This is a genomic window from Vannielia litorea, from assembly GCF_019801175.1.
Lineage (GTDB): Bacteria > Pseudomonadota > Alphaproteobacteria > Rhodobacterales > Rhodobacteraceae > Vannielia > Vannielia litorea_B.
In genome coordinates, this window is record NZ_JAHVJR010000001.1 from 1577591 (window position 1) to 1603657 (window position 26067).

The window sequence follows — 26067 nt, forward strand, 5'->3', positions numbered from 1 at the left end:
CCCCTGCCTGCCCTAGAAAGGCCCGATTGCCCTGCCATCACGCGGGCCAAGCAGTGCAAACAGAACAGAGGCAATAACATGCCCCTTCCCGCCAAGGTCGACGCCGCGCTTCTCTATGCCGCCGTCCCCAACCCGGATTTCGCCGCCATCGCGGAGCGCGTGAACGCCATCATGGCGCCCGCCGGGATCGCCCTGCAAACCACCACCATGAAGCCTGGCCAAGGCGCCAAACTGGAGTCGCAGGGCCTGTCGCTCACCATCGCGATGGCGGGCAAACGGCTCACCGAGACCCGTCTCGCCAAGGCCATGGCCTCCGATTACACCCGCCTCACCGGGCTCGACGGCCCCGCCGAAGTCGCCGCGCACCATGCCTTCGTCGCCGTGGTGGCCGAGGCCAAGGGCTTCGACGCCGGCAGCCAGGATACCTTCGAGACCCTGTTGGCCCTCACCCAGATCGCCACCAGCCACATCGCGATGGAGGCCGAGCCGCTGGCGATCCACTGGGGCCAGTCCGATCAGCTCTTCTCGCCCGAGCGCTTTCTGGCGATGGCCGATGTGCTCTTCCCGCTGCCGCTCTTCTGCCACGCCCGCCCGTTCTCCTCGGGCCGGGTGGCAGAGGGCACCCAATGCATCGGCTTCCGGCTAGAGCGGGCAGATCAGGTACTGGGCCGCCCGCTGCTCTTCCGCGAGGCCCCGGCCCGCCTGCCCTACCTGCTCGACCGCGCCTACGCCTTCATCGACCACTGCCGCGAGAACGGGCGCATCCTCGGCGATGGTGCCCAATTCGGCGCCTCCCCCGGCGAGGTGATCGCCGTCGCCATGAAGCCGCCTTCGGAAGAGTATCCGCAGGGCCATATCGAACTGACCCTGCGCGAGCGCGAGGGCGTGTTCCAGCTTCAGCCCGATGGCGCCTACAACCCCGAAGGCATGGCCGAGGCCGCGCCAGAAACCGCCCCCGCTGGCCCCCTGCCGCCCGCGGGCAAAACCGGCAACGCGGTGGATGATTTCTTCTCCACGCCCGATTCCGCCGCCCGCGAGCGCATCGGTCAGGCCGCCACCGCTGGGGTCATGCGCCCCAACGCCATGGGCGGCCTCGCCGGCACCGCCAGCGATGCCCTCGGCGGCATCGACGCCCTGCGCGCCGCCTCGAAAGACCGGATGGATCGGGAGAAGCGCAAGTCAGAGGCCCATGTGAAGCAGATGCAATGGGTCGGCTTCCTCTTCGGCGCGGGCATTCCCGGCTGGCAGACCGCCGCCACCTCGCCCGGCCTGCAAAAGGCCCTGCCGTGGCTCGCCATCGCCGCCGTCGCCATGGTCCACCCCATCGCCGCCGCGCTGATGCTCGTGCTGCACCTGCTGCGCCCGATGCCCTACTACGTCTATGGCGGGCTCGCCTGCCTCGTGGTCTTCGGCGCCGTGCTCACCGGCGCTTCACCGCAGCTCGGCTACATGGATCTGATATCGCTTGTCATGGGCGGCGAGGTCTCACTCGTCAGCGGCTCCGCCTATGAGCCGACCAACCTCGTCGAGCGCGACTATTACGAAAGTTACGGCGAGCCGCGCTCCGGCTGGTCCGCCCTGCTCGGTGGCATCTTCTAACCGCCCACCCGCGCCCGCTGCGCCTCGGTCAGGGCCGCCGCCTCCACCACCGTCGTGTGGATCGAGAACAGCGTCGCCCCCGTCTCCGGCATCCGCATCAGCGCCTGCCGCTCACTCCTGAAGTAGCGCGCCTCCGCCTCCCATTCCTTCTCCGCGACTTCGGGCCGTGGGTAGAACAGCTTCGGGTCGGAGTGAAAATGCCCATTCGCCCGCCACAGCCCCACCCCCGGCCTGAGCGCCCCCATCATCCGTTCCACCCGCGCGTTCAGAGCCTCGCCATAGCCCGGCACCGGCGCATGAATGCGCAGCATCGGCCGGCCGATCTTCTCCGCCAGCACCCAGCGGGACGGAAAGCACAGCACCGCCCCCACCAGCACCTGCGCCCCATCGCGCGCTTCCAGCAGGCAGATATCCTCCGCAATGAGCCGCCCCAGCGTGCCCAGCGGGTCGGCCTCGTCGACCGTCACACTTCGCCCATCCGGGCAGGCCACCCGGCCCACCTCCAGGTCCCACTCGTCCCGCTCGCCAAGATGCGCCAGAACCATGCGCAGCGCCTCCGCAGCCACCCCCTCGCGGCCCGCCTCCAGCGCCACCACCTCGCCGCGATGATCGCGCAGCAGCCGCTCCCGCTCTGCCATCTGGGCGGCATAGGCGTCATCCACCATCAGCCACCGTGCCATATCCAGCGGCCCCGTCCCCGGCAGCCGCCCATAGCCCGGCGGCAGCTCTCCCAATCGCGTCTGTAAAATCGCTTCCATCCCCGCACCGTGGGCAAATCCCGCGCGCCCCACAAGCCCACAAAACCGACGCCCCGCGCGTCGCAAACCGCTCAGACTCACCCCGCGTCCCGCCGCCACCCTTGCGGCATGGACACGCCCTACGCCGCCACCCGCAAGATCGACCCCACCCGCGGCCCCCGCCTGCCCGATGGCACCCCGAACGATGCTGACCGGGTCGAGATTGGCCCAACACCCCTCGCCCCGCGCGAGTGGGAGGCCGCAGGCCTCGCCGCCCCCAACCTCGCCACCCTCCGCGCCTACCGCCTCTCCCGCCTCACCGACGCGCTGCAAAGCCGCGACTACGCCGGCCTGCTGATGTTCGACCCGCTCAACATCCGATACGCCACCGACAGCACCAACATGCAGCTCTGGAACGCCCACAACCCGTTCCGCGCCTGCCTCGTCTGCCCAGACGGCCATATGGTGCTCTGGGATTATGACCGCTCGCCCTTTCTCTCCGAGTTCAACCCGCTGGTCTCCGAGCGGCGCGGCGGGGCCTCCATGTTCTACTTCGCCACCGGCGACACCACCGCCGATGCCGCCCGCCGTTTCTCCGCCGAAGTGGCCGAGATCCTCTCCGCCCACAGCCCCGGCAACCGTCGCCTCGCGGTCGACAAACCCATGCTCCACGGCGTTGACGCCCTGCGCCAGCAAGGCTTCGAGCTGCTCCCCGGCGAAGAGGTCACCGAACACGCCCGCGCGGTGAAATGCCCCGATGAGATCGCCGCCATGCGCTGCGCCATCCACGCCTGCGAGGCCTCCATGCAGGTGATGGAAGATTTCGCCCGAACCAACGTGCCCAACGGCGGCGTGACCGAAAATGATATCTGGGCCGTCCTCCACGCCGAGAACATCCGCCGTGGCGGCGAGTGGATCGAAACCCGCCTGCTCACCTCCGGCCCCCGCACCAACCCGTGGTTTCAGGAATGCGGCCCCCGAGAGGTGCAGCAAAACGAGATCCTCGCCTTCGATACCGACCTAATCGGCCCCTACGGCATCTGCACCGACATCTCCCGCACATGGTGGCTGGGCGATGGTCCGGCCCCCGCGCCCATGCGCGCCGCAATGGCCCACGCCGTCGAGCACATCGAGGCCAACATGGCCCTCATCCGCCCCGGCCTCACAATCCCCGAGTGGACAGCCCAGAGCCACCGCCTCGCGCCGCGATACACCGCAGGCCGCTACTCATGCCTCGCCCACGGCGTCGGCCTATGCGACGAGTGGCCCCACGTCGCCTACCCCGAAGATGATCACGGCGGCTTCGACTACCCCCTCCTGCCCGGCATGGTGCTCTGCGTCGAGGCGCTGGTGGGTGAAACGCCCGGCGACTTCTGCATCAAGCTCGAAGAGCAGGTGCTCGTCACTGAGTCCGGGCACGAGCGCCTCTCCTCCTACCCGTTCGACCCCCGCCTGCTACCCTGACAGCTTGACGCAAACGTCATCGCGCCCGGCAAAAATCCGCCATAGCCGGTTTGTGACTTGGCCATTCCCCGCCGCCCCCTTAACCTGCCGGAAAGTTCATTTTTCCGAGGCATTGTCCCCATGTTGAAACCCCTCTTCAAACCCCTCCTCACCGCCGCCCTCATCGCCCTCGCCCCGGCCTCCGCCATGGCCATCGGCTGCGGCAACAACGCTGGCGGTTTCGAGGCCTGGAAGAAAGATTTCGCCAAGGTGGCGCAGCAGAACGGCATCGGCCAGCGCGGCCTTCAAGCCCTCGCCGGGACCAGCTACGCCAAGCGCACCATCGCCGCCGACCGCAACCAGAAGAGCTTCAAATACAGCCTGCAAAAGTTCATGCAGGTGCGCGGCTCCAACACCATCATCGCCCAAGGCAAGAAGCGCCGCGCGCGCAATGCCAACTACTACAACGGGCTGGAGCAGCGTTTCGGCGTGCCCGCCGGGATCATCATCGCGATCCACGGGATGGAAACCGCCTTCGGCAACTACATGGGCGACAGCAACGTTCTGAACGCCACCATCACCCTCGCCTACGACTGCCGCCGCCCGGCCTTCTTCCTGCCCCACGCCATCGCCGCCCTGCGGATGATCGACCGCGGGATCATGTCGCCCGGTGCCATCGGCGCCAAGCACGGCGAGCTGGGCCACACCCAGTTCCTGCCGGGCAACGCGCTGAAGTATGGCGTCGACGGCAATGGCGATGGCCGGCTGGACCTGAACAACCAGTCCGATGCGCTGGCCTCCACCGCCAACTACCTCCGCGCCAAAGGCTGGCGCGCCGGGCAGCCCTACGGCGAAGGCACCCACAATTTCCGTGTGTTGAAAGAGTGGAACGCCGCCACCGTCTATCAGCAGAGCCTCGCCATCATGGGCACCGCCATCGACGGCTGATCTGCTCGCACTGCACCGTAGGGCGGGACGTGTCTCGCCTTACCGCGCACCAGCGCCGCTCAAGGCGCCACCAGTTCCGCCACCACGCCAAAATGGTCCGACCCGAGCTGCGAGCGTGTTACATTGCGCCCGCGCCAGCCTTTGGGCGCCAGCACATGGTCGATCGGCAACCACAGTTTGCCGCCGATCTGCTCGATGCTCAGCCGCGCCTTGCCGACCATCACACCGCCCACGGCCTCGCCCACCCGCGCCATCGCGCCCGACCACGGCACCATGTTGAAGTCTCCCCCCATGAAGACGGGCCCCTCCAGAGCCGCCAACTCGGGCAGCGCCTGCGCCAGATGGGCGTGCTGCGCATGGGGCGCGGGCCAATGCAGATGCACCGACACCAGCCAGAAGGCCCCGTCCGGATGATCCACCTGCATCGCGGCCCACCCATAGCCGCAAGCCGTCTCCAACGCGGGCCATTTCGCCAGCACCGCCGGGCCACCCACCCCGGTAAAGTCGCAGCTGTGTTGCCCCGGATAGCGCTCCGCCAGCGCAGCGAGGATCGCGCGGTTTTCCGCATCCACCTCCTGCAGCGCCACCAGATCAGGCGCGACCTCTAGGATATCCGCCAGCAGCGGCTCCACCGAGGGCATCCGGAAGTTCATGTTCTTCTGATAGAGCACCAGCGCCGCCGCGCCGCCCGGCTCCGGCCTCCACTTGGCCCAGCCCACCGGCGCAAGCGCCGCCAATACCACCAGCCAGAGCGCGCCGACCCAGCCCCATGTCATCGCGCCCGCCAATCCGCATAGAACCAGCCAGACCAACCCGGCCAAACCCACGGTGCTGCGGGCCACCGCAAGGCTGTCGCCCCAAGCCCACCAGCGCCCGGCAAGGCTGGCCCCGAGCGCACCCAGCCCCAGCAAGGCCACAACCACCATCACACCCCGGATCAGTTCCATCCTGCGTCGAATCCCTTCACAACAGGGCCAACCCTTACCCCGCGGAGCCGCCCATGCCCACCGAACGCATCACCTTCCCCTCCGCCTCTGGCCACGCTCTCGCCGCCCGTCTCGACCGGCCCGAGGGGGAGCATCTGGCGACCGCGCTCTTCGCCCATTGCTTCACCTGCTCCAAGGATATCCCCGCCGCCCGCCGCATCGCCGCCCGGCTGGCCGCCGAGGGCTTCGCCGTGCTGCGGTTCGACTTCACCGGGCTGGGCCATTCCGAGGGCGAGTTCGCCAATACCGATTTCACCTCAAACGTGGCCGATCTCCAGGCCGCCGCCGCATGGCTCGCGGCGCAGGGCATGGCCCCCACCCTCCTCATCGGCCACAGCCTCGGCGGCGCCGCCATGCTCAAGGCCGCCCGCCGGATCGAGAGTGCCCGCGCCATCGCCACCATCGGCGCCCCCTTCGACCCGGCCCATGTGACCCACAACTTCGGCCCCGCAATCGAGACCATCGAGGCCGAAGGCGCGGCCGAGGTCGACCTCGGCGGCCGCCCCTTCACCATCCGGCGCGCGTTCCTCGACGATGTCCGCGCCGAAAACCTCGCGCCCGACATTGCCGGGCTGCACCGCGCCCTCCTGATCCTCCACGCACCCCGCGACGCCGTGGTGGGCATCGAGAACGCCACCCAGATCTTCACCGCCGCCAAGCACCCCAAGAGCTTCGTCACCCTCGATGACGCCGACCATCTCGTGACCTCGGCGGACGACGCCGAATACGCCGCCGAGGTCATCGCCACCTGGGCCGACCGCTACCTCGACCTCCCCGAGCCGCCTGCGCCAGAAGGCGCGCCAGAGGGCGTCACCCGCGTCTCCGAGGCCGACCCAGAGGGGTTTCTACAAGACGTGCAATCCGGCCCCCACCACCACACGCTGGCCGACGAGCCGGTCAGCTTCGGCGGCAACAACCGCGGGATGACCCCTTACGGCTTCCTCGCCGCCGGTCTCGGCGCCTGCACCTCCATGACCATCCGGATGTACGCCCGCCGCAAAGGCTGGCCCCTCACCCACGTCAGCGTCGACGTGACCCACGACAAGCAGCACGCGACAGATGCCGAAACCGAGGCCCCCGCCAAGGTCGATCACTTCCACCGCACCATCCACCTGACCGGTGATCTCACCCCAGACCAGCGCCGGCGCCTGCTCGCGATCGCCGACAAATGCCCGGTCCACCGCACCCTCGAACAAAGCTCCGAGATCGCCACCACCCTCGCCGACTGACGGACCACTCCACCCCTGCACCCCATCCGACCGACTGGACATCCCGCACCCCCAGCCCCACTCTCCGCGCCAAAGGAGCCGCCATGTCCCCCCGCAAGATCATAATTGACACCGACCCCGGCCAGGATGACGCCGTCGCGATTCTGCTTGCCCTCGCCTCGCCCGAGCTCGAAGTGGTGGGCATCACCGCCGTCGCCGGCAACATCCCGCTCGCGCTCACCTCGCTCAACGCACGCAAAACCGTCGAGGTGGCCGGCCGCACCGATATCCCCGTCTTCGCCGGCTGCGAGAAGCCGCTGGCCCACAGCCTCACCACCGCCGAGCACGTCCACGGCCAGACCGGGCTGGATGGCTACGACCTCCCCGACCCCACGCTCCCCCTGCAAGAGCAGCACGCCGTCGATTTCATCATCGAAACGCTCCGCGCCGAGCCGCCCGGCACCGTTACCCTCTGCCCGCTGGCCCCCCTCACCAACATCGCCACCGCGCTGCAGCGTGCGCCCGACATCGCCCCCAAGATCGCCGAGATCGTGCTCATGGGCGGCGCCTATTTCGAGGTCGGCAACTACACGCCCGCCGCCGAGTTCAACATCTACGTCGACCCCGAAGCCGCTGACATCGTGTTCAAATCCGGCGTCCCGCTCACCGTCATGTCGCTCGACGTGACCCACAAGATGCTCGTCACCCGCCCCCGGGTCGAGGCGATCCACGCCCTCGGCAACCGCACCGGCGAGGTGGTCGCAGGCTGGATCGGCTTCTTCGAGCGCTTCGACACCGCGAAGTATGGCTCCGAGGGCGCGCCGCTGCACGACCCTTCCACCATCGCCTACCTGCTCGATCCCACCCTCTTCACCGGCCGCCACATCAACGTCGAGATCGAGGTCGCCTCACCCCTCACCCGCGGCATGACCGTGGCCGACTGGTGGGGCGTCACCGACCGCACGCCCAATGCCACCTTCATGGGCGCCGTCGATGCGCCCGGCTTCTTCAAGCTCCTCACCGAGCGTCTGGCAGCCCTGCCATGAGCGCCCAGATTCACCTCGCCGGCCCCGATGACGCCGACCGCGTGCTCTCCATGGTCGCCCGCTTCCACGAGGAGTTCGGCCTCGACCTCTCCGACGAGCACCGCGCCAGCGCCGTCCTGCCCCTGCTCGAGGGCAACCCGCTCGGCGCGATCTATCTGATCGGCCCCCGCCGCGCCCCGGTGGGTTACATCTGCGTCTGCTTCGGCTGGGCCATCGAAATGGGCGGCATCGACGGCTTCATCGATGAATTCTGGATCCGCCCCTCCGTCCGTGGTCGCGGCATCGGCGCCGAGGCCCTCCACAAGCTGCTGCCCGCGCTGGCCGCCGCCGGGGTCCGCTTCATGCACATGGAGGTTGACCGCGATGACGAGAAGGCCCAACGCCTCTACCGCCGCTCTGGCTTCGAACTGCGCGAGCGCTACGTACTGATGTCAAAGGACCTCAGCAAACCCCTCAAGGCATGACCCTCCACCTGCACCTGACCCAAAGCTACACCGCCCTCGGCCCCCGCTTCTTTCATGCGCAGGAGGCCGAGCCTGTCGCCGCGCCCGAGCTGCTCCTGCTGAACGAGGCGCTCGCCCGCAGCCTCGGGCTGGATCCCGAGGCGCTGAAATCCCCCGAGGGCCTCGCCCTGCTCTCCGGCAATGCGCCCCCCGCCCAGCACAGCCCCATCGCGCAGGTCTACGCCGGCCACCAGTTCGGCGGCTGGTCCCCCCAGCTCGGCGATGGCCGGGCGCTGCTTCTGGGCGAGGTCGAAACGCCCCAAGGCACTTTCGACATCCAACTCAAGGGCTCCGGCCGCACCCCATATTCGCGCAACGGCGATGGCCGGGCATGGCTCGGGCCGGTCCTGCGCGAGTTCATCGTCTCAGAGGCCATGCATGCGATGGGCGTGCCCACCACCCGCGCGCTGGCCGCCGTGGCCACCGGCGAGCGGGTGCAGCGCGAGCGCGCCTACCCCGGCGCCATCCTCACCCGCGTGGCCGCCAGCCATATCCGCGTCGGCACCTTCCAGTATTTCGCCGCCCGAAATGACACCGAGGCGTTGGAGGCGCTCACCGCCTACGCGCTCAAACGCCACTACCCCGAGGCCGAGGGCCCGATGGGCCTGCTCTCCGCCGTGGTCGCGGCGCAGGCCAAGCTCATCGCCGACTGGATGTCTCTCGGCTTCATCCACGGCGTCATGAACACCGACAACATGGCGATATCGGGCCAGACCATCGATTACGGCCCCTGCGCCTTCATGGATGGCTACCACCCGCAAACCGTCTATTCCTCGATCGACCGCATGGGCCGCTACGCCTACGACCAGCAGGCCCAGATCGGCGGCTGGAACCTCGCCCAGCTGGCCTCCGCACTCCTGCCGATCATGGGCGGCGAAGAGGCGATCCCCGAGGCCACCGAACGGGTCAACGCCTTCCGCGATGCCTACCAGCAGGCCTACATCGCCCGCTTCGGCGCCAAGCTCGGCTTGTCCGATCCCACGGCGGACGACCTGCCGCTGATCACCGACCTCCTCGGGATCATGGCCGAGGAAGAGGCCGATTTCACCAACACCTTCCGCGCCCTTACCGAGGGCCACAACCCGCTGCCCGACAGCCTCGCTTTCGCCGCATGGCATGGCCGCTGGCAGGCCCGCACGCCGGACCTTCAGGTGATGGCGCAGGCCAACCCCGCCATCATTCCCCGCAATCATCGCATCGAAGAGGCGATTCAAGCCGCCGTCGCAGGCAACCTCGCCCCCGCCACCCGTCTGATCGAAGTGCTGGCCCGGCCCTACGACCCGCCCGAAAGCAGCGAAGACCTGCGGCTGCCTCCCGAGCCGCATGAGGTCGTGCAAGCCACCTTCTGCGGCACCTGATCCGGCCCTGTCACTGCGTGCGCACACGCCCCACGGGCCGGTTCACCAGCCACAATCCTGCCGCCACCAGCACCAGCGCCATCAGCACCGAGGGCCGCAGCGCCTCGTTCAGCATCAGCCAGCCAAGCAGGCTGGCGAAGACCGGTGTCAAAAACCCGAAGCTCGCCACCGAGCTCGCCGGGTAGATCTTCAGGATCCACATCCAGAACAGAAATCCCGCGCCCGAAATCACCAGCGCCTGCACCCCCAGAACGCCCCAGTGAATAAGCTCCGGCCCCCGCAGCAGCGGCCCGAAGAGCGGCGCCATTGCGCAGAGCAGCACCGCACTCACCGCCAGCTGCCACGCCAGCTGGCTCTCGGCCCGCATCTCCCGCAGCCGCGTCGCCCGCGCCATTAGCGCCAGCCCGGCCCAGCACCACGCGCCGGCCAGCGCGCATAGATCGCCGATCAACGCGCCCTCCCCCGTCTCCCCCACAAGCAGCGCCAGCGCCACCCCGGCAAAGGCCAGCGCCAGCCCGGCCAGCTTGATCGCGGTCAGCTTTTCACCCGGCAGCAGAAAATGCGCCATCAGCGCCAGCCAGACCGGCATGGTGTAGAACATCAGCGCCGAGCGGGCGACGGTGGTGAGATCGAGCGCGATGAACAACGCCACGAACTCTCCGGTAAAGAACAGCCCCATCACCAGAGCCGGCCCCCAGTTGCCGCGCCCCAGCTCCAGCCTGATCCCCCGCGCCCGCATCCACAGCAGCAGCACAGCAAGCGACAACACCGAGCGCAGCCCGGCAAAGAACACCGGCCCGAACCCCTCGTTGCCCACCTTGATGATGACCTGCCCGAAGCCCAAGAGCAGCGAGAACCCCACCAGCGAGGCCGCCCCGAAGGCATCAATTCTGTCTTTCCGCTCCATCGGCCCCTCGCCTATAACCGGACCCAACGCCGCTCCGGCACCCAGATCACAGGCCCCGCGGGGCCGCAAGCAAGAGACCTCCACGCCCCCATGACCCTCCTGCAAATCGCCTCGCTCCTCATCGTCCTCGCCGCCGCCTTCGGCACCATCAACTACTTCTTCCTCCGGCTCCCCTCCGCCATCGGCATCCTCATCGTGGCCCTGCTCGCCTCGCTCGGCGTGCTGGCCTTCGATGCGGTCTTCCCCGCCTCCAATGTCGAAGAGAGCATCACCGCCGTGGTGAAGGGCATCGAGTTCTCCGATGCGCTGCTGGAGGGCATGCTCGGCCTCCTGCTCTTTGCAGGCGCTCTGCACGTCAAAATCGCCGATCTGCGCGCCGAGTGGCCCGCCGTCCTGCTCATGGCCACTATCGGCGTCGGCCTCTCCACCGCCATCGCGGGCGTGGGCTTTTCGTGGATCACCGGCATGCCCCTGCTCATCGCGCTGGTCTTCGGCGCGCTGATCTCCCCCACCGATCCCGTGGCGGTGCTGGGCGTGCTGCGCGAGGCCAAGCTCGACAAGCGGCTCGAGACCAAGATCGCCGGTGAGAGCCTCTTCAACGATGGCGTGGGCTACGTCGTCTACCTCGTGCTCGTCGGCCTCGCCTTCCCCGGCGCAGGCGGTCACGGCGAGGCGGCGGCCCACGGCGCCGAACACGCCGAAGAGACCTCAACCGCCCTGACCAACGCTGCCATCCTCTTCGCCCAGGAGGCGCTCGGCGGCGCGGCGCTCGGCATGATCCTCGGCTGGATCACATGGCGCGTCATGCGCCGGATCAACGACTATTCGCTGGAGGTGCTCATTACCCTCGCCCTCGCGTTCGGCGGCTACGAGCTGGCCATCTGGCTCCACGTCTCCGCCCCCATTATGGCGGTCTGCGCCGGCCTGCTGATCGGCGAGGTCAGCTACCGTGACGCCATGTCCGAGGAGACCCGCGAATACGTCGATGCCTTCTGGAAACTGATCGACGAAATCCTCAACGCCGTGCTCTTCCTGCTGATCGGGGTCGAAATCTTCGCAGTCAGCTTCGACGCCAGCTTCCTCACCTCCGCCGCCGCCGCCATCGGCCTTGCCATGCTGGCCCGCCTCGCCGCCGTGGCGGTGCCGGTGCTGATCCTCAAACCCTTCCGCACCATGCCCGAAAACGTCATCCCGGTGATGACCTGGGGCGGCCTCAAGGGCGGCATTTCCGTCGCCCTCGCGCTCAGCCTGCCCGATTCGGAGTGGAAGCCCCTGATTCTGACCACAACCTACGTGATCGTGCTGTTCTCGATCATCGTTCAGGGCCTCACAGTGGCGCCTTTTGCCTCGAAACTGGATAAAAACCGCGCCTGATCACCACTGTTTCCCAACCAGAAACTGGCGCGGTGCGGCAATATCTTGGGGCAGGCAACAATGCGCCCACTACTTGAGGTTTGTGTCCTAACCCATTGGGGCCATTGGAACACCACGCCACATACTTGCCCTTTTTCTGACATTTTCGCTCGCCCTCGCGCAGACTCCGGGTAATCTACCCCTCGCCTGACATATGGGACCGCCATGCCCTCTACTGCCTCCATCCGAGCCCTCGCGCCCGGCGACGAAGTCGCTTGGCGCAGGCTCTGGACCGACTATCTGACGTTCTACAAGGCCACCCGGCCCGAGGAGGTGTATGCCACCACCTTCGCCCGGCTTGTCGATCCGTCCGATACCGGCACCTTCGGCTTCATCGCCGAGGTCGAGGGGCAGCCCGTGGGGCTGGTGAACTGCGTGATCCACCGCCACCTCTGGAGGGTCGAGGATGTCTGCTACCTCGGCGATCTCTACGTGGACCCGACCCTGCGCGGCACCGGCGCCGGGCGGGCTCTGATCGAGGCTGTCTACAGCCACGCCGAGGCGCTGGGGGCGCCTTACGTCTACTGGATGACGCAGGACTTCAATATCGAAGCGCGCAAGCTCTACGACCGGATCGGTGAGCTGACGCCCTTCATCAAATACCAACGGAGAGCTGCCTGATGCTGAACCGCTTGCTGCCTGCGGGTCTTGCCCTTGTCCTCGCTGCCTGTTCGACCTCGTCCATTCCAGATGTCGATGTGCCCCAGCGGCGCGCCAGCTACACCGGTGACCTGCCGGCCATGCGCACCTTCTCCACGCCCCGCGCGGTGCCCACCTACCGCTCCAACGCCCAGCTCGCTGCCGATTTTCTCGAGTTGAGCTTCCAGATGGAAAGCGGCCGCAAGCTGCCCCAGTTCTCCCGCTTCGAGGGGCCGGTCACCATCGCCGTCAAGGGCGCGGCCCCCGCCTCGCTCACCGGCGACCTCTCCCGCCTCGTGGCCCGGCTCCGCTCCGAGGCCCGGATCGACGTGCACCTGTCCCGCGGCGGCGAGGCCAAGCCCTCCATCACCGTACAGATCGTGCCCAAGCGCGAGCTGCAGCGTCTGGTCCCGCAGGCCGCCTGCTTCGTGGTGCCGCGCGTCTCCAGCTGGTCCGAGTTCCGCAAGGCCCGCCGCAGCCGCACGGTCGATTGGGCCTCGCTCGGCGAGCGCCAGCAGATCGCCGTCTTCCTGCCCGGCGACGTGAGCCCGCAAGAGGTGCGCGACTGCCTGCATGAAGAAATCGCCCAGGCTCTCGGCCCGCTGAACGACCTCTACCGCCTGCCGGATTCGGTCTTCAACGACGACAACTTCCACACCGTGCTCACCGGCTTCGACATGCTGATGCTGCGCGCCTATTACGACCCCTCGCTGCACTCCGGCATGAGCCGTGAACAGGTCGCTGCCCGCCTGCCCGCCATCTTCGGGCGCATCAATCCGGGCGGCAATCGCGGCGGCGGCGGCCACGCCTCCTACACCCCCCGCGCCTGGATCGACTCGATCGAAGCCGCGCTCGGCCCGCGCGCCCGGCCTTCGGCCCGGCTCGACGCCGCCAAGCGCGCCGTGAACATCTCCAAGGCGCAGGGCTGGCGTGACAACCGCGCCGCCTTCTCGCTCTACGCGCTCGGACGCCTCGCGCTTTCCGCTGAACCGGAGCTGGCGCTGGCCAGCTTCATCGAAGCCTCGCGCCTCTACCGCAACAACCCCGAAACCCAGATCCAGGCCGCGCATGTGGCAATGCAGCTCGCCGCCTTCTCGCTCAGCTCGGGCCAGGCCGATGGCACCATCGGGCTGATCGACGAGGTGCTGCCCGCCGTGCGCCGCGCCGAGAACGCCGCGCTGCTCTCCACCCTGCTGCTGCTGAAGGCCGAGGCCTACGAGCTGATGGGCCGCACCGGCCCGGCTGCCGCCGTGCGCACCGAGGCATTGGGCTGGGCACGCTACGGCTTTGGCGCCGATTCCGTGGTGCGCGCCCGCGCGGGTGAAATCTCCGCCCTCACCCCGTCCCGCCGCCCGCGCTTCAACTAAGCACCCGCACCGCCGCCCCTGCGGCCATTGCGCCGCACCGGGGCGAGCCCGCTTTCAACGGGGCGTCTTCTGCACTAGAAGGCGCCCCGAAGCATTTGCCGGAACCGCAGCCATGATCGTTCTTCTCGCCATCATCCTCGGCGCCCTCGCGGGCCTCCTCCACGCCAGCCGCCGCAAGGGCAACCGGCTCGACAAGCTGCAATACATGGCCGTCTACGCCCTCATCTTCGCCATCGTCGCCCTCTTCGTGACCATCGCTCTCGAGAAGATGCTCTAAGGCGCCAGCCCGGCGATCCGCGCCGGTCGACCCCCATTGCCAAGCCCCATTGCGCAGCCACGCCCAAAGGCAGATGCTGCCGCCATGGCGACCGAAATCGAGTTTTCCTTCAAGGCCTTGAGCCACGCAGCGCGGCGCCACATCCGGGTGTTCCAGATACACCAGTTCCTCGACCGCTTCGCGATGGGCCTCACCGTGGCCGTCGTCGCCCTCGCCCTGACCGACCGCGGCATGGACCTGTTTCAGATCTCGCTGCTCTTCGGCGTCTACTCCCTCACAACCATGACGATGGAACTCCCCTTCGGCGGATTGGCCGACGCAATCGGCCGCAAACCGGTGTTCCTCTCCGCGGTCGTGGCCAGCCTGATCTCGCTGGCGCTCTTCCTGTCGTCCAGCAGCTTCACCGTCCTCGCGCTCTCCTTCGCCTTCATCGGCTTTGGCCGCGCGCTGCGCTCCGGCACGCTCGACGCATGGTTTGTCGAAACGTTTCGAGAAGCCGCACCGAATGTCGATGTCCAACCCGCGCTCGCCAAGGCGCAATGGGCCAATGCGATGGGCCTCGCAACCGGCGCCGTGTTCGGCGGCCTCCTGCCCGACCTCTTCGGCGCGGCGGGCCTGCGCCACGGGATCAGCGTCTATGACGTGTCCTACGCCGCCAGCTTTGCCGTGATGATCGGCGTTCTGCTCTTCACCTACTTCGCCATCTCGGAGCCGCCACGCCCCCTCCGCCCGAGCGCCCTCAAGCAGGGCTTCGCCACCGTGCCTTCGGTCATTGCCGAGGCCAGCGCTTTGGCCCTGAAGCACGCCACCCTGTCACTGCTCCTCGCGGCCTTGGCCCTCTTCGCGATGGCAACCAACCCGGTCGAGGTGATCTGGCCGACCTATGCCAAGCCCATGCTGGACGAAGGCTTTGCCAACACCGCCATCGGTGCCCTCACCGCAACCTACTTCTTTGCAATTGCCCTCGGCGCCACCCTGTCCCCCTATGTCAGCCGCGTCTTCCAGCGGCGCCACGCCGTCACGCTCGCCGCGACCTTCGCCTGCCTCGCGGTGCTCCAAGTCATCTTGGCCATGCAGGTGGGCATCGTCGGTTTCATCGGCGTCTTCATCGCCTATTCCATCAGCCTCGGCGTCAGCGAAACACCCGCCAGCAGTCTCCTGCATCGCTGCGTGGAGAACCATCAGCGCTCCACCATGCTCTCCCTGCGCTCCCTCCTGCAGCAACTCGGCGCCATGATCGGGCTGGTGATGGTCGGAGCCCTGGCCGAAGCCTACTCCACGCCCATCGCATGGAGCGCCGCTGCGGCCTTCCTGCTGCTGGCCTTGATGCTGAGCTGGATACTCGCCAAACGCCTCGCCGCCGCCCCCGTTTAGCCAGTTGCGTTTCTGACCGGAGGGGCTCAGCCCATCCCGCAGTCAGCCCTCACCCCCTAACGCCCGATGCGCGCCGAAAGGCGCCGGGCAGCGCCGACCCGCCCCCCGGGGCGGCGCTTCTGCGAGGTTGCGACTACACACATAGGCAAGATGAAAACAGCACCATAAAGTGCCCCGAACACCCGTTGCATGCGCCACCCCGCAGGTCGGCCCTGCCCGGCTCTGCTGGAATGGGCCGCACCACAAACCCGCCCCTCAGCGCCCCGCCTTGCTCATATGCAGGTAGGTTTCGTCATACCGCTTCGACAGATGGTCCCCCGCCCGGATCGGCGCCTCCGCGCCCTCGGGCGACACATCCGCATCCCACTCGGGGTTGAAGAACAGCGGAATCGAAATCCGCTCCGCAGCGCCGCCCTTCACCCGGTGCAGCGTGGCCTTCACCCGCCCGCCTGACCACATCTCCAGCATCTCGCCGAAGTTGATCACAAAAGCCCCCGGCGCCGCCGCCACCGGCTCCCACGTGCCGTCCCGCCGCAGCACCTCAAGCCCCGCCGCCCCGTCGGTCGCCAGCAGGGTCAGGCAGCCGTAATCTGTGTGCGGCGCGATGCCGAAGTCCTTGTCGCCTGCCCAGGCCGGCCGCGCGGGGTAGAAGTTGGCCCTGAGCAGCGCCATCGGATGCGCGAACTTCTCGGCAAAATATCCCCGATCCTCCCCAATCGCTTCCGCCACAGCCCCCAGCAGCTCCCGGCAAAACCCCAGCGCCTCCCGGTAATATCCCTCCACCTCGGCCCGGAAGCCCTCGGGCGCCTCCGGCCATAAGTTCGGCGCATAGTAACGCTCCGGCGCACCCGCATCCGCCGCACCCGGCCACTCATACCCGCAGTCGAACACCTCCTTGAGGTCCGGGTTGCTCTCCGGGTCCACCTGCTCGCTGCGCATCCCGCCCCAGCCCCGGTTGGAGCCGGTCGCCGCCATGTCCACCCGCGCCTTCTCCGCCTCGGGAAGGTGAAAGAACGCGCGGTAGGTCTCGATCAGCCGCGCCATCCGCTCGGGCGCAAAGGGCGTGTTCTCCAGCACCATGAAGCCGGTATCAAAGGCCGCAGCCCGCACCGCCTCCAGCGCCGCCGCCTCTCCGCCCAGCAGGGCCTTCGCATCAATTCTCGGGATCATCTCGCACCCTCTCTCCGCATCGCGGAGGTGATGCCCCAGCCTCGCGCCGGGTTCAAGCGTCGCGCCGCCCGGCCTCTACTGGCCCTGCGCGTCCAGCAGACTGTCGATCGGCGGCAATTCTTCGCCCCGCGCCACCGGATAGGCCCGCTCCGGCTCCGCCGCCGCCGCCCGCTCCGCCGCGACCTCTTCCATCGCCTCGGCCAGCCCCGGCACCGCAGCGACCGCCATAACAGCCTCCGCCTGCGCCTCGATCACGCCAATTTCCTCGCGCACATCGGCCAGCGTGGCATCCTCCGCCACCTTGGCGCAGCCTCCGCTTCCACTGTCAGAGCACACCACCTTGCCCGCCTCCAGCGCATGGGTCACGCCGCCCGGCAACCAGCCATTGCCCAGCCCCGCCGTTCGCGCCTCAAGCTCTTCCATCGTCGGAAAGCTCCCGGCCCGGATCACCTGCGCCACCTCCGGCGCCACATCGCCCGTGGCCACCGCAGCGCTCAGCAGCGTCTCAAGGTTCCGCCCCGCCCGGCTCTGCGGCAGCGCCGTCGCCGCGCTCTCGCGCGTCTCGCTGCCCGGCCGCATCTCGGGCCGCAGCGAGGTGGCCACCAACCCGCTCTCCCGGCGGATCACCGGCCCGCGCGGCCCGGTCTGCCTTGGCTGGGTGCGCTGCCGCTCCACGCGGATATCCACGCCCATCTTGCGCCGCAAATCCCGCCGCGCCTCTTTCAGATCGCGCTCGAACTGCTTCAGAAACCCCTGTGCCGCCGCTTGACCAGGCGCCTGCACAACAGCCATCGCCGCAATCAGGCTCACAACGGCAATCTTTCGGATCGGGCGTGTCATCGGAAGTTTCATCAGGGCAGCCTCCTCGGGGCGCAACCACCGCGCCCCCATGCTCAGTCAACACCATCCGCCCCGCCCGGTTCCAATCCTTTCCCCTCTGCGGCCCCCAACCCGCGCCATTTCGCCCAAACCTCCCACCTTGCAAGCCCGCCCCGTTCCGGGCTTACTCGCGCCAAACCGCCAAGGGAGGATCGGGATGCGCAAGAAGCTCGCCGCAGGCAACTGGAAGATGAACGGCCTGAAGGCCAACCTCGCCGAGGTCACCGCACTCACCGAGGCCCATGGTGCGCCCGGCGTCGATATCCTGCTCTGCCCGCCCGCTACGCTCATTGCCCCCATGGCCGCCGCCGCCGAAGGCAGCGCGCTCGCCACCGGCGGGCAGGATTGCCACGCCGCCGCCTCAGGCGCCCACACCGGCGACATCTCCGCCGCCATGCTGGCCGATGCCGGAGCGACCCACGTGATCCTCGGCCACTCCGAACGCCGGCAGGATCACGACGAGCACAACGAAGACGTGCGTGCCAAGGCCAACGCCGCGCTGGAGGCCGGGCTCACCTGCGTCATCTGCGTGGGCGAAAGCGAGGCCGAGCGCGATGCCTCCAACACGCTCGACATCATCGGCGGCCAGCTCTCCGGCTCCATCCCCGATGGCGTGACCGGCCACAGCCTCGTCGTCGCCTACGAGCCGATCTGGGCCATCGGCACCGGCCGCACCCCCACCCTCGACCAGATCGGCGAGGTCCACGACTTCATCCGTATGCGGCTCGAGCGTCGATTCGGCGCGGGCGTAGGCCGCTCCACCCGCATCCTCTACGGCGGCTCGGTGAAACCTTCCAACGCCGCCGAAATCTTCGCCGTCAGCAACGTCGACGGCGCCCTCGTCGGCGGCGCCAGCCTGAAGGCCGCAGACTTCTCGGCCATCATCACCGCCCTCGAGGCCGCCCCCACTCAGGGCTGACACCCACCACATGCCATCCTGCTTTGGTGAGTCCAGAGTTTTCCCCGCCTGCGCCCAAGCCGGGCATGGTGCGGCGGGGTGGGTGGGCGGGAGCCGTGCCATGCCCGGCGCACGCTGCACGCACAGCGCAGGCCGCCCCTTGACCCCCCGCCCCCATTCACGCCAGATCGCCCCATGCCTTTCAACGCCCCCCAATGGTTCTCCGACGCGCTCACCACCGCCTCCGGCGACCCCGCGCTCGACCGTGACCCGCGATGGGCCCGGTTCATCGATCCCGAGTGGCGCTGCCCCGGCTGCGGGCGCAGCTCGCCCGGCCTCACCGACCTTGGCTTCGATCACCCCGATGTCTGGCCCCATGGCTCCCGCCACGCCACCGGCGAGCACCTGATGCAAGCGGGCGCCGACAGGCTCACCTCCGACCTCTGCCGCTTCAAGGACGCCCATTTCATCCGCTGCATCCTGCCGGTGCCGATCCGTGGCTATGATGGTTACTTCTGCTTCGGCCCCTGGGCGCGGGTGGCGCGGGAGCATTTCGAGGCCTATGCGCAGTCCACCCTGCCGCCCTTCCCGCCCTTCGACGGCTGCGATGCGGTGCTGGCCAACGGGCTGCCCGGCTCCAACCCGCGCCTGCCCACCGCCTGCCTGCTCACCACCTCCGGCCCCTCCGACCGGCCAGCGCTCTTTCCGCATGATGGGCCGATGCGGGCGGCCCAGCAGGGCGGGGTCAGCTTCGACCAGTTGCTCGAACTCTACGCCACCACCGGCACCAACCTTGCCGCCCACCTCGCCACCGAAGAGGGGGAGAGCTGCGGCTTCGAAATCGCTCAAGCTCACGCCGAGGAACCACCCGACCAGCCCGTCTGACAACCCCGACCGGCGGGTCTCTGCCGCTTCACGCAGCCGTGTCCGGCTGCGACCTCCTGCCCCTCTCGCCCTTCTCTCGTTGCCCTGTTAGGCCGCCGCTCCGCCCGGCCTCCCCGGGCGCTGCACACACGGAGCGAAGAGAATGACCCAACCCACGGCAGGCCAGAAAGACGCCGCACGCCTCGCCACCACGCCCAACGCGCTGAACCTGCGCGCGCTGAGCCTCATCGCCGTCACCGGCAGCCCCAACGCACGCCGCGCGATCCTGCGCCACCGCTCGGGCCGGACCGAGACGGTGACAGAGGGCAGCAGCGCCGCTGGCGGCACCGTCACCGGGATCGACAGCAACAGCCTGACCCTCAAGCTCGACGGCAAGCCACTCCGCCTCGCCCTCCCCGGCTGACATCCCTCACCTCCTGACGCGGCCCACCTCTTGACGCCGCCCCCGCCCCACGCCAAACCCGGCCCATGACCACGCCCGAGAAAACAGCCCTCATCACCGGCGCCTCACGCGGCCTTGGCGCCGCCCTGGCCGAGGCCCTTGCGCCGACCCATCACATCATCGCCGTGGCCCGCACCACCGGCGCGCTCGAAGAGCTCGATGACCGGGTCCGCGCCCGCGGCGGGGCGGCCACCCTCGCGCCGATGGATATCGGCGTCGAGCCGGCCATGCAGCAGCTCGTGGCCTCCGTGGCCGGGCGCTGGGGCGGGCTGGATCTCTGGGTCCATGCCGCCATCCACGCCGCCCCCCTCGGCCCGGCGGCGCACCTCGACGAGAAAGACTGGCAAAAGAGCCTCGACACCAACGTCACCGCCACCCGGCGGCTGATCGGACTGGTCGAGCCGCTGCTCCTCGCCCGCGAGGGCCGCGCTGTCTTCTTCGACGATCCGCGCGGCGGGCAAAAGTTCTTCGGCCACTACGGCACCACCAAGGCGGCGCAAATGGCGCTGGTGCGCAGCTGGCAGGCCGAAACCGTCAAGACCGGCCCACGCGTGCTGGTGCTGGAGCCCGCGCCCATGCCCACCGCCACCCGCGCCCGCTTCTTCCCCGGCGAAGACCGCGCCCCCCTGACCTCTCCGCAAGACGAGGCCACCCGCCTACTGCCCGAGCTGCTGGCCTGAGCGCGGCGCCTTCCCGCGGTTTTCAGCAACAAAATGTACCCCGGCGCGCCCGCCGGGCAGCCTCCCGCTTGTGAGTGGGCGGGGCCTCGCCTATTCAGGGAGCAAGCAAAAAGCGGGGCAGCATGCGCATTCTGATCACCAATGACGACGGCATCAACGCACCGGGGCTCGCCGTGCTCGAAGAGATCGCCACCGAGCTGGCCGGTCCCTCCGGCGAGGTCTGGGTCGTGGCGCCCGCCTTCGAGCAATCGGGCGTCGGCCATTGCATCAGCTACACCCACCCCACCATGATCGCCCAGCTCGGCGAGCGCCGCTTCGCCGCCGAGGGCAGCCCGGCCGATTGCGTCCTCGCCGGCCTCTACGATGTGCTCGACGGTGCGCGCCCCGACCTCGTGCTCTCCGGCGTGAACCGCGGCAACAACGCGGGCGAGAACACGCTCTACTCCGGCACCATCGGCGGCGCGATGGAGGGCGCGCTTCAGGGCGTCCGCTCCATCGCGCTCTCCCAGTTCTACGGCCCCGACAATGTGTCGCTCGAAAACCCGTTCGAGGCCTCCGCCGCCCATGGCGCCGCCACCGTCCGGGCCTTGTTGGAGCACGGCACATGGGAGGGCCGCGACTACCACACCTTCTACAACGTCAACTTCCCGCCCTGCCCGGCTGGGGATGTTGGCGAGATGAAGGTCACCACCCAAGGCCGCAGAAAGAATACCAATTTCGCCGTCGAGCCCCATATCGCCCCCTCCGGCCGCCGGTTCCTCTGGATCAAGGGCGGCCCCCAGCACGAGCGCACCGGCCCCGGCACCGATGTGGAGGCCACGCTCGACAACCACATCTCCATCACCCCCATGCGCGCCGACCTGACGGCCCATGACGCCCTCGCGCCGCTCCGGGAGAAGCTGGGATGACCGACGGCTCCGAAGCGGAACGCAAGATGCAGTTCCTCTTCGCCCTGCGCTCCCGCGGGGTGACCGACAAGGCCGTGCTCTCGGCGATGGAAAAGATCGACCGTGGCGCCTTTGTCCAGGGCCTGTTCTCGGGCCGCGCCTATGACGACACCCCCCTGCCCATCGCCTGCGGCCAGACCATCTCGCAGCCCTCCATCGTCGGCTTGATGACCCAGGCGCTGCAACTGACCCCGCGCGACAAGGTGCTCGAGGTCGGCACCGGCTCCGGCTACCAGGCCGCGATCCTCAGCCTGCTGGTCCGCCGGGTCTATACCGTCGACCGCTTCCGCCGCCTCACCCGCACCGCCGAGGAGCTCTTCCGCAGCCTCGATCTGACCAATATCACCACCTTCACCGCCGATGGCTCCCACGGCTTGCCCGAGCACGCCCCCTTCGACAAGATCCTCGTGACCGCCGCGGCCGAAGACCCGCCCGGCCCGCTCTTGGCCCAGCTTCGGATTGGCGGTATCATGGTGCTGCCCGTTGGCCAGTCGGACGCGGTGCAAAGCCTGATCCGCGTGCGCCGCACCGAAGAAGGCCTGCACTACGACGAGCTGCGCGACGTGCGTTTCGTTCCGCTCCTCGAGGGGTTGGGCAAGGAGTAGTCAGGGAGGTGCCGAAACAAGGCGCCCCCACCATATTGAGGGAACGAGCGTCATGCGTCTCACCGCAACTCTCGTGGCATCCGCAAGCCTGTTCGCGCTTGCCGCCTGTGAAGATTTCGATAGCGATTTCCGTGGCTTCGGCGGTGGGTTCAACACCACATCCGCCGCGCAAAAGGCCACCGAGCCGCGCCCCGCGCCCGACAACCGCGGCATCCTCTCCTACCCCGGCTATCAGGTTGCCGTCGCCCGGCGCGGAGATACCGTCAGTTCCGTCGCCGCCCGCATCGGCCTGCCCGAGAGCGAGCTTGCCGCCCGCAACTCCGTGCCGCCCGGCGCACCGCTGAACGCGGGAGCCGTCCTGCTGCTGCCGCGCCGCGTGGCCGAGCCTTCGCCCGCCACCGGCGCCGTCACCACCGGCCCGATCCGCCCACCCGAGCAGGTCGATGTCGCCGTTCTGGCCGACAATGCGATCTCCCGCGCCGAGGGCACAATCACCCCGGCCACCACGCCGACCCGCAAGCCGCAAACCGGCCAGGAGCCCATCCGCCACGTGGTGAAATCGGGTGAAACGGCCTATTCCGTCTCCCGGCTCTACGGCGTCTCGGTCAAGGCGCTCGACGATTGGAACGGGCTGGATGACAAGCTGACCCTCCGCGTCGGCCAGACCCTCCTGATCCCACCGGAGGCACCCACGCGCCCCGCTGCGACCACTGTCACCAAGCCCGGTGCCGGCACGGCCACCCCCACGCCGCCCTCGGCCTCCACGCCCCTGCCCAAGGATGAGCCCGCAGCCCAGACCCGCACGGCCGAGGCCAAGCCCGCCCCCGGCACGCCCGACAGCCCCGATCTGGGCAAGCAGGCCACCTCGGCCTCCGCCAGCTCGTCGCGCTTTGCCTCCCCGGTGCAGGGCAACATCATTCGCGCCTTCTCGGCCAAGTCCAACGGCATCGACATCGGCGCACCTGCGGGCACCGCCGTGAAAGCCGCCGATGCGGGCACCGTGGCCGCCATCACCCAAAGCACCGACAAGGTGCCGATCCTGCTGGTCCGCCACGCAGGCGGCCTCTTCACCGTCTATGCCAACGTCGATGGTGTGAGCGTGGCAAAGGGCGACAAGGTGTCCAAGGGCCAGACCATTGCCAAGGTCCGCGCGGGCAATCCGTCGTTCCTCCACTTCGAGGTCCGCAACGGCACAAAGGCGGTCGATCCCTCCGGCTACCTGCCCTGATCAGCCCCCGTTCGGCGGGGTTACGTTAACCACTCCGATGCTTATCGCGTATGCATCGGATGTGCATGGGATGTGCATCAGTTGTGCATCGCCCGAAACGCAGAGTTAACGGTGCAAAAGTTAACGAAACTGGGGTGCTGTGAGGGGTGGATGAACGCCGCCAGCTCTTAGAGTTTCACGCCCTTCCGGCCCGCCAGATCGGTGAAGAACTGCCACGCCACCCGGCCCGAACGGCCGCCGCGCGTGGCTTGCCATTCAATCGCCTCGGCGCGCAACTCATCGGCATCCACCTCAAGCCCATGCTCGGCGCAATAGCCTGAAATCATGGCCAGATACTCATCCTGGCTGCAGGGGTGGAAGCCCAGCCACAGCCCGAAGCGGTCACTCAGAGAGACCTTCTCCTCGGTCGCCTCACTCGGGCTGATCGCGGTGCTGCGCTCGTTCTCGATCATGTCGCGCGGCATCAGGTGGCGGCGGTTCGAAGTGGCATAAAACACCACGTTTTCCGGCCGGCCAGCTATGCCCCCATCGAGCACCGCCTTAAGGGATTTGTAATGCTCATCGTCATGGCTGAACGAGAGGTCATCGCAGAACAGCAGGAATCGCGCGTCAGACCGGCGCAAATGCCCAAGCAGCCGCCCGATGGAGGGCAGGTCTTCGCGCTGCACTTCGATCAGCTTCAATTCGGGGAAGTCCGCCTGAACGGCGGCATGCACCGCTTTGACAAGGCTGGATTTTCCCATGCCGCGCGCGCCCCAGAGCAGCGCGTTGTTGGCAGGCAGCCCGGCGGCAAACTGGCGGGTGTTCTCCACCAGCGTATTGCGCGAGCGGTCGATCCCCACCAGCAGGCCAATGTCGACCCGGTTCACCTGCGTCACCGGCTCCAGCCCGTCCGGATCAGCGTGCCAGAGGAAGGCAGAAGCGCTTGTAAAGTCGGGGTTTTCCAGCGGCGGCGGGGCCATCCGCTCCAGCGCCTTGGCGATACGGTCCAGCGGGTCGTCGACGCTCAAAACTCTTCGTCCTCGTCCAGAATGCCCTCGGCCCGCAGCCGCGCCGTCCGCTTCCGCTCAACCCGCGCCACGAGGAAGATCGAAATCTCGTAGAGGCCATAAACCGCAACGAACAGAATGACTTGGGTGAAGATATCGGGCGGGGTCACGATGCCCGCCAGCACGAGGATCGCCACCACCGCGTATTTCCGCACCGCGGCCAGCCCGGCAGCGCTGACGAGGCCCGCCTTGCCCAGCAGTGTCAGCAGCACCGGCAGCTGGAAGCAGATGCCAAAGGCCATGACGAAGGTGATGGTCAGCGAGAGGTATTCCGAGATCGAACCTTGGAAAACAACCGAGCCCGAGCCCGCCGCAACCTGATCGCCATCCGCCGTCTCCCCGGCCGGCACGCTGCCGCCAAAGTCTTGGAACCCAAGGAAAAAGTCGTAAGCCAGCGGGATCACGATGTAATAGCAGAAGGCCGCACCCAGCAGGAACATCGCGGGCGAAGACACCATGAACGGCAGGAAGGCCGAGCGCTCCGAGCGGTAAAGGCCGGGCGCCACGAACCGCCAGAGCTGGAAGCCGATCACCGGGAAGGCCAGCGCGAAACCGGCCAGCATGGCGATGCGGATCTGCACGAAGAACCCGTCCTGCAGGCGGATCATCTGCAGGTTACAGCTCTGCATCCGCTCCGCCATCGCGTCGCAGACCGGCTGTTTAAGAAAATCGAAGATCTGGCCTGCAAAATAGAAGCAGATGAAGACCGCGATGATGAAGGCAATCGCCGAGCGGATCAGCCGCGTCCGCAATTCCGCCAGATGCTCGATCAGCGGCGCGGAGCTGTCCTCAAGTTCGTCTTCGGCCTGTGTCATAGGGTCAGCTCACGCCCGCATCGCCCGAAGCGCCGGATTTGGGGGCCGGCTTGGGCTTTGTTTTTGCAGCGGTTTTCTTGGCGGCAGGCTTGGCAGGCGCCTTCTTTGCCGCAGGTTTCTTCGCCGCCGTCTTCTTTGTAGCGGGCTTCTTGGCAGCGGGCTTCTTGGGCGCAGGCGTTGCGGCAGCGTCCGCCCCGTTAACCGCGCCTCCACCGGGCTCCGGCTCGCCCGAAAGCTCCGCCGCCTCCGAGGCCGCAGCCGCAGCCTCCCGCGCCTTGCGCTCCTCGGCGGCCTTGGCGGTGGCGTCGTGGATCTTGCGCTTGGCCTCCGCCCGCTCTTCCGAGAGCTTCTGGGTTTCCGGCCCGAGCGGCTTTTTCTCCGCTTCCTTCTTGCCCGGCTCCCATTTGTCGAACCGGTCAGCGGCGTCACGCAGCTTGTCGATCCCCATCGACTTGGGATTCATCGTCTTGTTGAGGTCCGAGGCCACGTCTTTCATGCCGGTGCTGTCGGCGGCATCCTCCATGGCTCGCGAAAACTCGCGCGCCATCCGCTTCACCTTGGCCGTCATCTTTCCGAGCGACTGGAACATCACCGGAAGGTCCTTCGGACCGACCACGATCAGCGCCACAACGCCGATCAGCAGAAGCTCGCTCCAGCCCATTCG

Annotated in this window: 27 protein-coding genes; 19 read left to right on the forward strand and 8 right to left on the reverse strand. The window is 68.1% G+C overall.

Features of this window, described 5'->3' with window-relative positions:
* Positions 1–78 precede the first annotated feature (78 nt).
* Complete coding sequence (locus KUV38_RS07830; RefSeq protein ID WP_222469504.1) at positions 79–1599, forward strand: hypothetical protein; 1521 nt, start codon at positions 79–81, stop codon at positions 1597–1599.
* On the opposite strand, the gene KUV38_RS07835 is transcribed toward KUV38_RS07830, so the two are convergent.
* On the reverse strand, positions 1596–2357 hold the full coding sequence (locus tag KUV38_RS07835; RefSeq protein ID WP_222469505.1) for a heme-dependent oxidative N-demethylase family protein: 762 nt from the start codon (positions 2355–2357) through the stop codon (positions 1596–1598). The genes KUV38_RS07830 and KUV38_RS07835 overlap by 4 nt on opposite strands.
* A 108-nt stretch (positions 2358–2465) precedes the next feature.
* Here KUV38_RS07835 and dddP point away from each other — a divergent pair, with 108 nt between their 5' ends.
* Positions 2466–3800, forward strand: a complete 1335-nt coding sequence (dddP, locus tag KUV38_RS07840) for a dimethylsulfonioproprionate lyase DddP (protein WP_222469506.1) — start codon at positions 2466–2468, stop codon at positions 3798–3800.
* A 120-nt stretch (positions 3801–3920) separates the two neighbouring features.
* Complete coding sequence (locus KUV38_RS07845) at positions 3921–4727, forward strand: lytic transglycosylase domain-containing protein (RefSeq protein WP_222469507.1); 807 nt, start codon at positions 3921–3923, stop codon at positions 4725–4727.
* A 59-nt stretch (positions 4728–4786) separates the two neighbouring features.
* Here the strand turns inward: KUV38_RS07845 and KUV38_RS07850 are convergent, their stop codons facing one another.
* On the reverse strand, positions 4787–5674 hold the full coding sequence (locus tag KUV38_RS07850; protein ID WP_222469508.1) for an endonuclease/exonuclease/phosphatase family protein: 888 nt from the start codon (positions 5672–5674) through the stop codon (positions 4787–4789).
* 53 nt (positions 5675–5727) lie between these two features.
* Here KUV38_RS07850 and KUV38_RS07855 point away from each other — a divergent pair, with 53 nt between their 5' ends.
* The 4 genes from KUV38_RS07855 to KUV38_RS07870 all read left to right on the forward strand — a co-directional run bounded on the left by KUV38_RS07855 (position 5728) and on the right by KUV38_RS07870 (position 9828).
* On the forward strand, positions 5728–6942 hold the full coding sequence (locus KUV38_RS07855; RefSeq protein WP_222469509.1) for a bifunctional alpha/beta hydrolase/OsmC family protein: 1215 nt from the start codon (positions 5728–5730) through the stop codon (positions 6940–6942).
* A gap of 83 nt (positions 6943–7025) precedes the next feature.
* Positions 7026–7967 (forward strand): nucleoside hydrolase, encoded by a 942-nt coding sequence (locus KUV38_RS07860; protein ID WP_222469510.1) that lies wholly within the window; start codon positions 7026–7028, stop codon positions 7965–7967.
* Entirely contained in the window at positions 7964–8431 is a 468-nt protein-coding gene (locus tag KUV38_RS07865) for a GNAT family N-acetyltransferase (RefSeq protein WP_222469511.1), read from the forward strand. The genes KUV38_RS07860 and KUV38_RS07865 overlap by 4 nt, the downstream gene beginning before the upstream one ends.
* Entirely contained in the window at positions 8428–9828 is a 1401-nt protein-coding gene (locus tag KUV38_RS07870) for a protein adenylyltransferase SelO (protein WP_222469512.1), read from the forward strand. Before KUV38_RS07865 ends, KUV38_RS07870 begins: the two co-directional genes overlap by 4 nt.
* Before the next feature lie 10 nt (positions 9829–9838).
* On the opposite strand, the gene KUV38_RS07875 is transcribed toward KUV38_RS07870, so the two are convergent.
* A complete protein-coding gene (locus KUV38_RS07875) occupies positions 9839–10762 on the reverse strand; it encodes a DMT family transporter (RefSeq protein ID WP_315898605.1) in 924 nt (307 codons plus the stop codon).
* Between the two features lie 63 nt (positions 10763–10825).
* Between KUV38_RS07875 and KUV38_RS07880 the strand changes: the two genes are divergently transcribed.
* The 5 genes from KUV38_RS07880 to KUV38_RS07900 all read left to right on the forward strand — a co-directional run bounded on the left by KUV38_RS07880 (position 10826) and on the right by KUV38_RS07900 (position 15805).
* The gene (locus KUV38_RS07880; RefSeq protein ID WP_222469513.1) at positions 10826–12109 is read left to right on the forward strand and encodes a cation:proton antiporter; all 1284 of its coding nucleotides are present in this window, start codon (positions 10826–10828) and stop codon (positions 12107–12109) included.
* A gap of 204 nt (positions 12110–12313) precedes the next feature.
* Positions 12314–12769 carry a GNAT family N-acetyltransferase gene (locus KUV38_RS07885; protein WP_222469514.1) on the forward strand — a complete coding sequence of 152 codons (456 nt, stop codon included), beginning with the start codon at positions 12314–12316 and terminating at the stop codon, positions 12767–12769.
* Positions 12769–14154 (forward strand): DUF2927 domain-containing protein, encoded by a 1386-nt coding sequence (locus tag KUV38_RS07890; protein WP_222469515.1) that lies wholly within the window; start codon positions 12769–12771, stop codon positions 14152–14154. The genes KUV38_RS07885 and KUV38_RS07890 overlap by 1 nt, the downstream gene beginning before the upstream one ends.
* A gap of 112 nt (positions 14155–14266) precedes the next feature.
* On the forward strand, positions 14267–14431 hold the full coding sequence (locus KUV38_RS07895; protein ID WP_222469516.1) for an apolipoprotein acyltransferase: 165 nt from the start codon (positions 14267–14269) through the stop codon (positions 14429–14431).
* An 84-nt stretch (positions 14432–14515) separates the two neighbouring features.
* Complete coding sequence (locus KUV38_RS07900; RefSeq protein WP_222469517.1) at positions 14516–15805, forward strand: MFS transporter; 1290 nt, start codon at positions 14516–14518, stop codon at positions 15803–15805.
* 255 nt (positions 15806–16060) lie between these two features.
* Here the strand turns inward: KUV38_RS07900 and KUV38_RS07905 are convergent, their stop codons facing one another.
* Together KUV38_RS07905 and KUV38_RS07910 are read right to left on the reverse strand one after the other, a co-directional pair.
* Positions 16061–16975: an isopenicillin N synthase family dioxygenase gene (locus KUV38_RS07905; RefSeq protein ID WP_222469518.1), complete on the reverse strand. Its 915-nt coding sequence runs from the start codon at positions 16973–16975 to the stop codon at positions 16061–16063.
* A gap of 75 nt (positions 16976–17050) precedes the next feature.
* Positions 17051–17827, reverse strand: a complete 777-nt coding sequence (locus KUV38_RS07910) for a hypothetical protein (protein ID WP_222469519.1) — start codon at positions 17825–17827, stop codon at positions 17051–17053.
* A gap of 184 nt (positions 17828–18011) precedes the next feature.
* Between KUV38_RS07910 and tpiA the strand changes: the two genes are divergently transcribed.
* From tpiA to KUV38_RS07945, 7 genes are all read left to right on the forward strand, one after another.
* Positions 18012–18773, forward strand: a complete 762-nt coding sequence (tpiA, locus tag KUV38_RS07915) for a triose-phosphate isomerase (RefSeq protein ID WP_222469520.1) — start codon at positions 18012–18014, stop codon at positions 18771–18773.
* A 174-nt stretch (positions 18774–18947) separates the two neighbouring features.
* A complete protein-coding gene (locus tag KUV38_RS07920) occupies positions 18948–19637 on the forward strand; it encodes a DUF2199 domain-containing protein (protein ID WP_222469521.1) in 690 nt (229 codons plus the stop codon).
* Positions 19638–19779: 142 nt separating this feature from the next.
* Complete coding sequence (locus KUV38_RS07925; RefSeq protein WP_222469522.1) at positions 19780–20040, forward strand: hypothetical protein; 261 nt, start codon at positions 19780–19782, stop codon at positions 20038–20040.
* 65 nt (positions 20041–20105) lie between these two features.
* Complete coding sequence (locus tag KUV38_RS07930; RefSeq protein ID WP_222469523.1) at positions 20106–20759, forward strand: SDR family NAD(P)-dependent oxidoreductase; 654 nt, start codon at positions 20106–20108, stop codon at positions 20757–20759.
* A gap of 122 nt (positions 20760–20881) precedes the next feature.
* A complete protein-coding gene (gene surE, locus KUV38_RS07935) occupies positions 20882–21667 on the forward strand; it encodes a 5'/3'-nucleotidase SurE (RefSeq protein WP_222469524.1) in 786 nt (261 codons plus the stop codon).
* Positions 21664–22311: a protein-L-isoaspartate(D-aspartate) O-methyltransferase gene (locus tag KUV38_RS07940; protein ID WP_222469525.1), complete on the forward strand. Its 648-nt coding sequence runs from the start codon at positions 21664–21666 to the stop codon at positions 22309–22311. The genes surE and KUV38_RS07940 overlap by 4 nt, the downstream gene beginning before the upstream one ends.
* 52 nt (positions 22312–22363) lie before the next feature.
* On the forward strand, positions 22364–23539 hold the full coding sequence (locus tag KUV38_RS07945) for a M23 family metallopeptidase (RefSeq protein WP_222469526.1): 1176 nt from the start codon (positions 22364–22366) through the stop codon (positions 23537–23539).
* 167 nt (positions 23540–23706) lie between these two features.
* On the opposite strand, the gene KUV38_RS07950 is transcribed toward KUV38_RS07945, so the two are convergent.
* From KUV38_RS07950 to tatB, 3 genes are read right to left on the reverse strand one after another with little or no spacing between them, the layout of a single operon-like run.
* A complete protein-coding gene (locus KUV38_RS07950) occupies positions 23707–24501 on the reverse strand; it encodes an ATP-binding protein (protein ID WP_222471010.1) in 795 nt (264 codons plus the stop codon).
* 44 nt (positions 24502–24545) lie between these two features.
* Positions 24546–25403 carry a twin-arginine translocase subunit TatC gene (tatC, locus tag KUV38_RS07955; RefSeq protein WP_222469527.1) on the reverse strand — a complete coding sequence of 286 codons (858 nt, stop codon included), beginning with the start codon at positions 25401–25403 and terminating at the stop codon, positions 24546–24548.
* Between the two features lie 4 nt (positions 25404–25407).
* Positions 25408–26064 (reverse strand): Sec-independent protein translocase protein TatB, encoded by a 657-nt coding sequence (gene tatB / locus KUV38_RS07960; protein WP_222469528.1) that lies wholly within the window; start codon positions 26062–26064, stop codon positions 25408–25410.
* Positions 26065–26067: the final 3 nt, after the last annotated feature.

Bases quoted from the DNA above. Each gene is read 5' to 3' on its own strand.
- KUV38_RS07870 (WP_222469512.1), top strand. From the start codon at position 8,428: ATGACCCTCCACCTGCACCTGACCCAAAGCTACACCGCCCTCGGCCCC.
- KUV38_RS07905 (WP_222469518.1), bottom strand. From the start codon at position 16,975: ATGATCCCGAGAATTGATGCGAAGGCCCTGCTGGGCGGAGAGGCGGCG.
- KUV38_RS07830 (WP_222469504.1), top strand. From the start codon at position 79: ATGCCCCTTCCCGCCAAGGTCGACGCCGCGCTTCTCTATGCCGCCGTC.
- KUV38_RS07940 (WP_222469525.1), top strand. From the start codon at position 21,664: ATGACCGACGGCTCCGAAGCGGAACGCAAGATGCAGTTCCTCTTCGCC.
- KUV38_RS07850 (WP_222469508.1), bottom strand. From the start codon at position 5,674: ATGGAACTGATCCGGGGTGTGATGGTGGTTGTGGCCTTGCTGGGGCTG.
- tatB (WP_222469528.1), bottom strand. From the start codon at position 26,064: ATGGGCTGGAGCGAGCTTCTGCTGATCGGCGTTGTGGCGCTGATCGTG.
- KUV38_RS07900 (WP_222469517.1), top strand. From the start codon at position 14,516: ATGGCGACCGAAATCGAGTTTTCCTTCAAGGCCTTGAGCCACGCAGCG.
- KUV38_RS07930 (WP_222469523.1), top strand. From the start codon at position 20,106: ATGACCACGCCCGAGAAAACAGCCCTCATCACCGGCGCCTCACGCGGC.
- tatC (WP_222469527.1), bottom strand. From the start codon at position 25,403: ATGACACAGGCCGAAGACGAACTTGAGGACAGCTCCGCGCCGCTGATC.
- KUV38_RS07845 (WP_222469507.1), top strand. From the start codon at position 3,921: ATGTTGAAACCCCTCTTCAAACCCCTCCTCACCGCCGCCCTCATCGCC.
- tpiA (WP_222469520.1), top strand. From the start codon at position 18,012: ATGCGCAAGAAGCTCGCCGCAGGCAACTGGAAGATGAACGGCCTGAAG.
- KUV38_RS07855 (WP_222469509.1), top strand. From the start codon at position 5,728: ATGCCCACCGAACGCATCACCTTCCCCTCCGCCTCTGGCCACGCTCTC.
- KUV38_RS07865 (WP_222469511.1), top strand. From the start codon at position 7,964: ATGAGCGCCCAGATTCACCTCGCCGGCCCCGATGACGCCGACCGCGTG.
- KUV38_RS07860 (WP_222469510.1), top strand. From the start codon at position 7,026: ATGTCCCCCCGCAAGATCATAATTGACACCGACCCCGGCCAGGATGAC.
- KUV38_RS07910 (WP_222469519.1), bottom strand. From the start codon at position 17,827: ATGAAACTTCCGATGACACGCCCGATCCGAAAGATTGCCGTTGTGAGC.
- KUV38_RS07920 (WP_222469521.1), top strand. From the start codon at position 18,948: ATGCCTTTCAACGCCCCCCAATGGTTCTCCGACGCGCTCACCACCGCC.
- KUV38_RS07925 (WP_222469522.1), top strand. From the start codon at position 19,780: ATGACCCAACCCACGGCAGGCCAGAAAGACGCCGCACGCCTCGCCACC.
- KUV38_RS07880 (WP_222469513.1), top strand. From the start codon at position 10,826: ATGACCCTCCTGCAAATCGCCTCGCTCCTCATCGTCCTCGCCGCCGCC.
- surE (WP_222469524.1), top strand. From the start codon at position 20,882: ATGCGCATTCTGATCACCAATGACGACGGCATCAACGCACCGGGGCTC.
- KUV38_RS07890 (WP_222469515.1), top strand. From the start codon at position 12,769: ATGCTGAACCGCTTGCTGCCTGCGGGTCTTGCCCTTGTCCTCGCTGCC.
- KUV38_RS07895 (WP_222469516.1), top strand. From the start codon at position 14,267: ATGATCGTTCTTCTCGCCATCATCCTCGGCGCCCTCGCGGGCCTCCTC.
- KUV38_RS07835 (WP_222469505.1), bottom strand. From the start codon at position 2,357: ATGGAAGCGATTTTACAGACGCGATTGGGAGAGCTGCCGCCGGGCTAT.
- KUV38_RS07950 (WP_222471010.1), bottom strand. From the start codon at position 24,501: ATGGCCCCGCCGCCGCTGGAAAACCCCGACTTTACAAGCGCTTCTGCC.
- KUV38_RS07885 (WP_222469514.1), top strand. From the start codon at position 12,314: ATGCCCTCTACTGCCTCCATCCGAGCCCTCGCGCCCGGCGACGAAGTC.
- KUV38_RS07945 (WP_222469526.1), top strand. From the start codon at position 22,364: ATGCGTCTCACCGCAACTCTCGTGGCATCCGCAAGCCTGTTCGCGCTT.
- dddP (WP_222469506.1), top strand. From the start codon at position 2,466: ATGGACACGCCCTACGCCGCCACCCGCAAGATCGACCCCACCCGCGGC.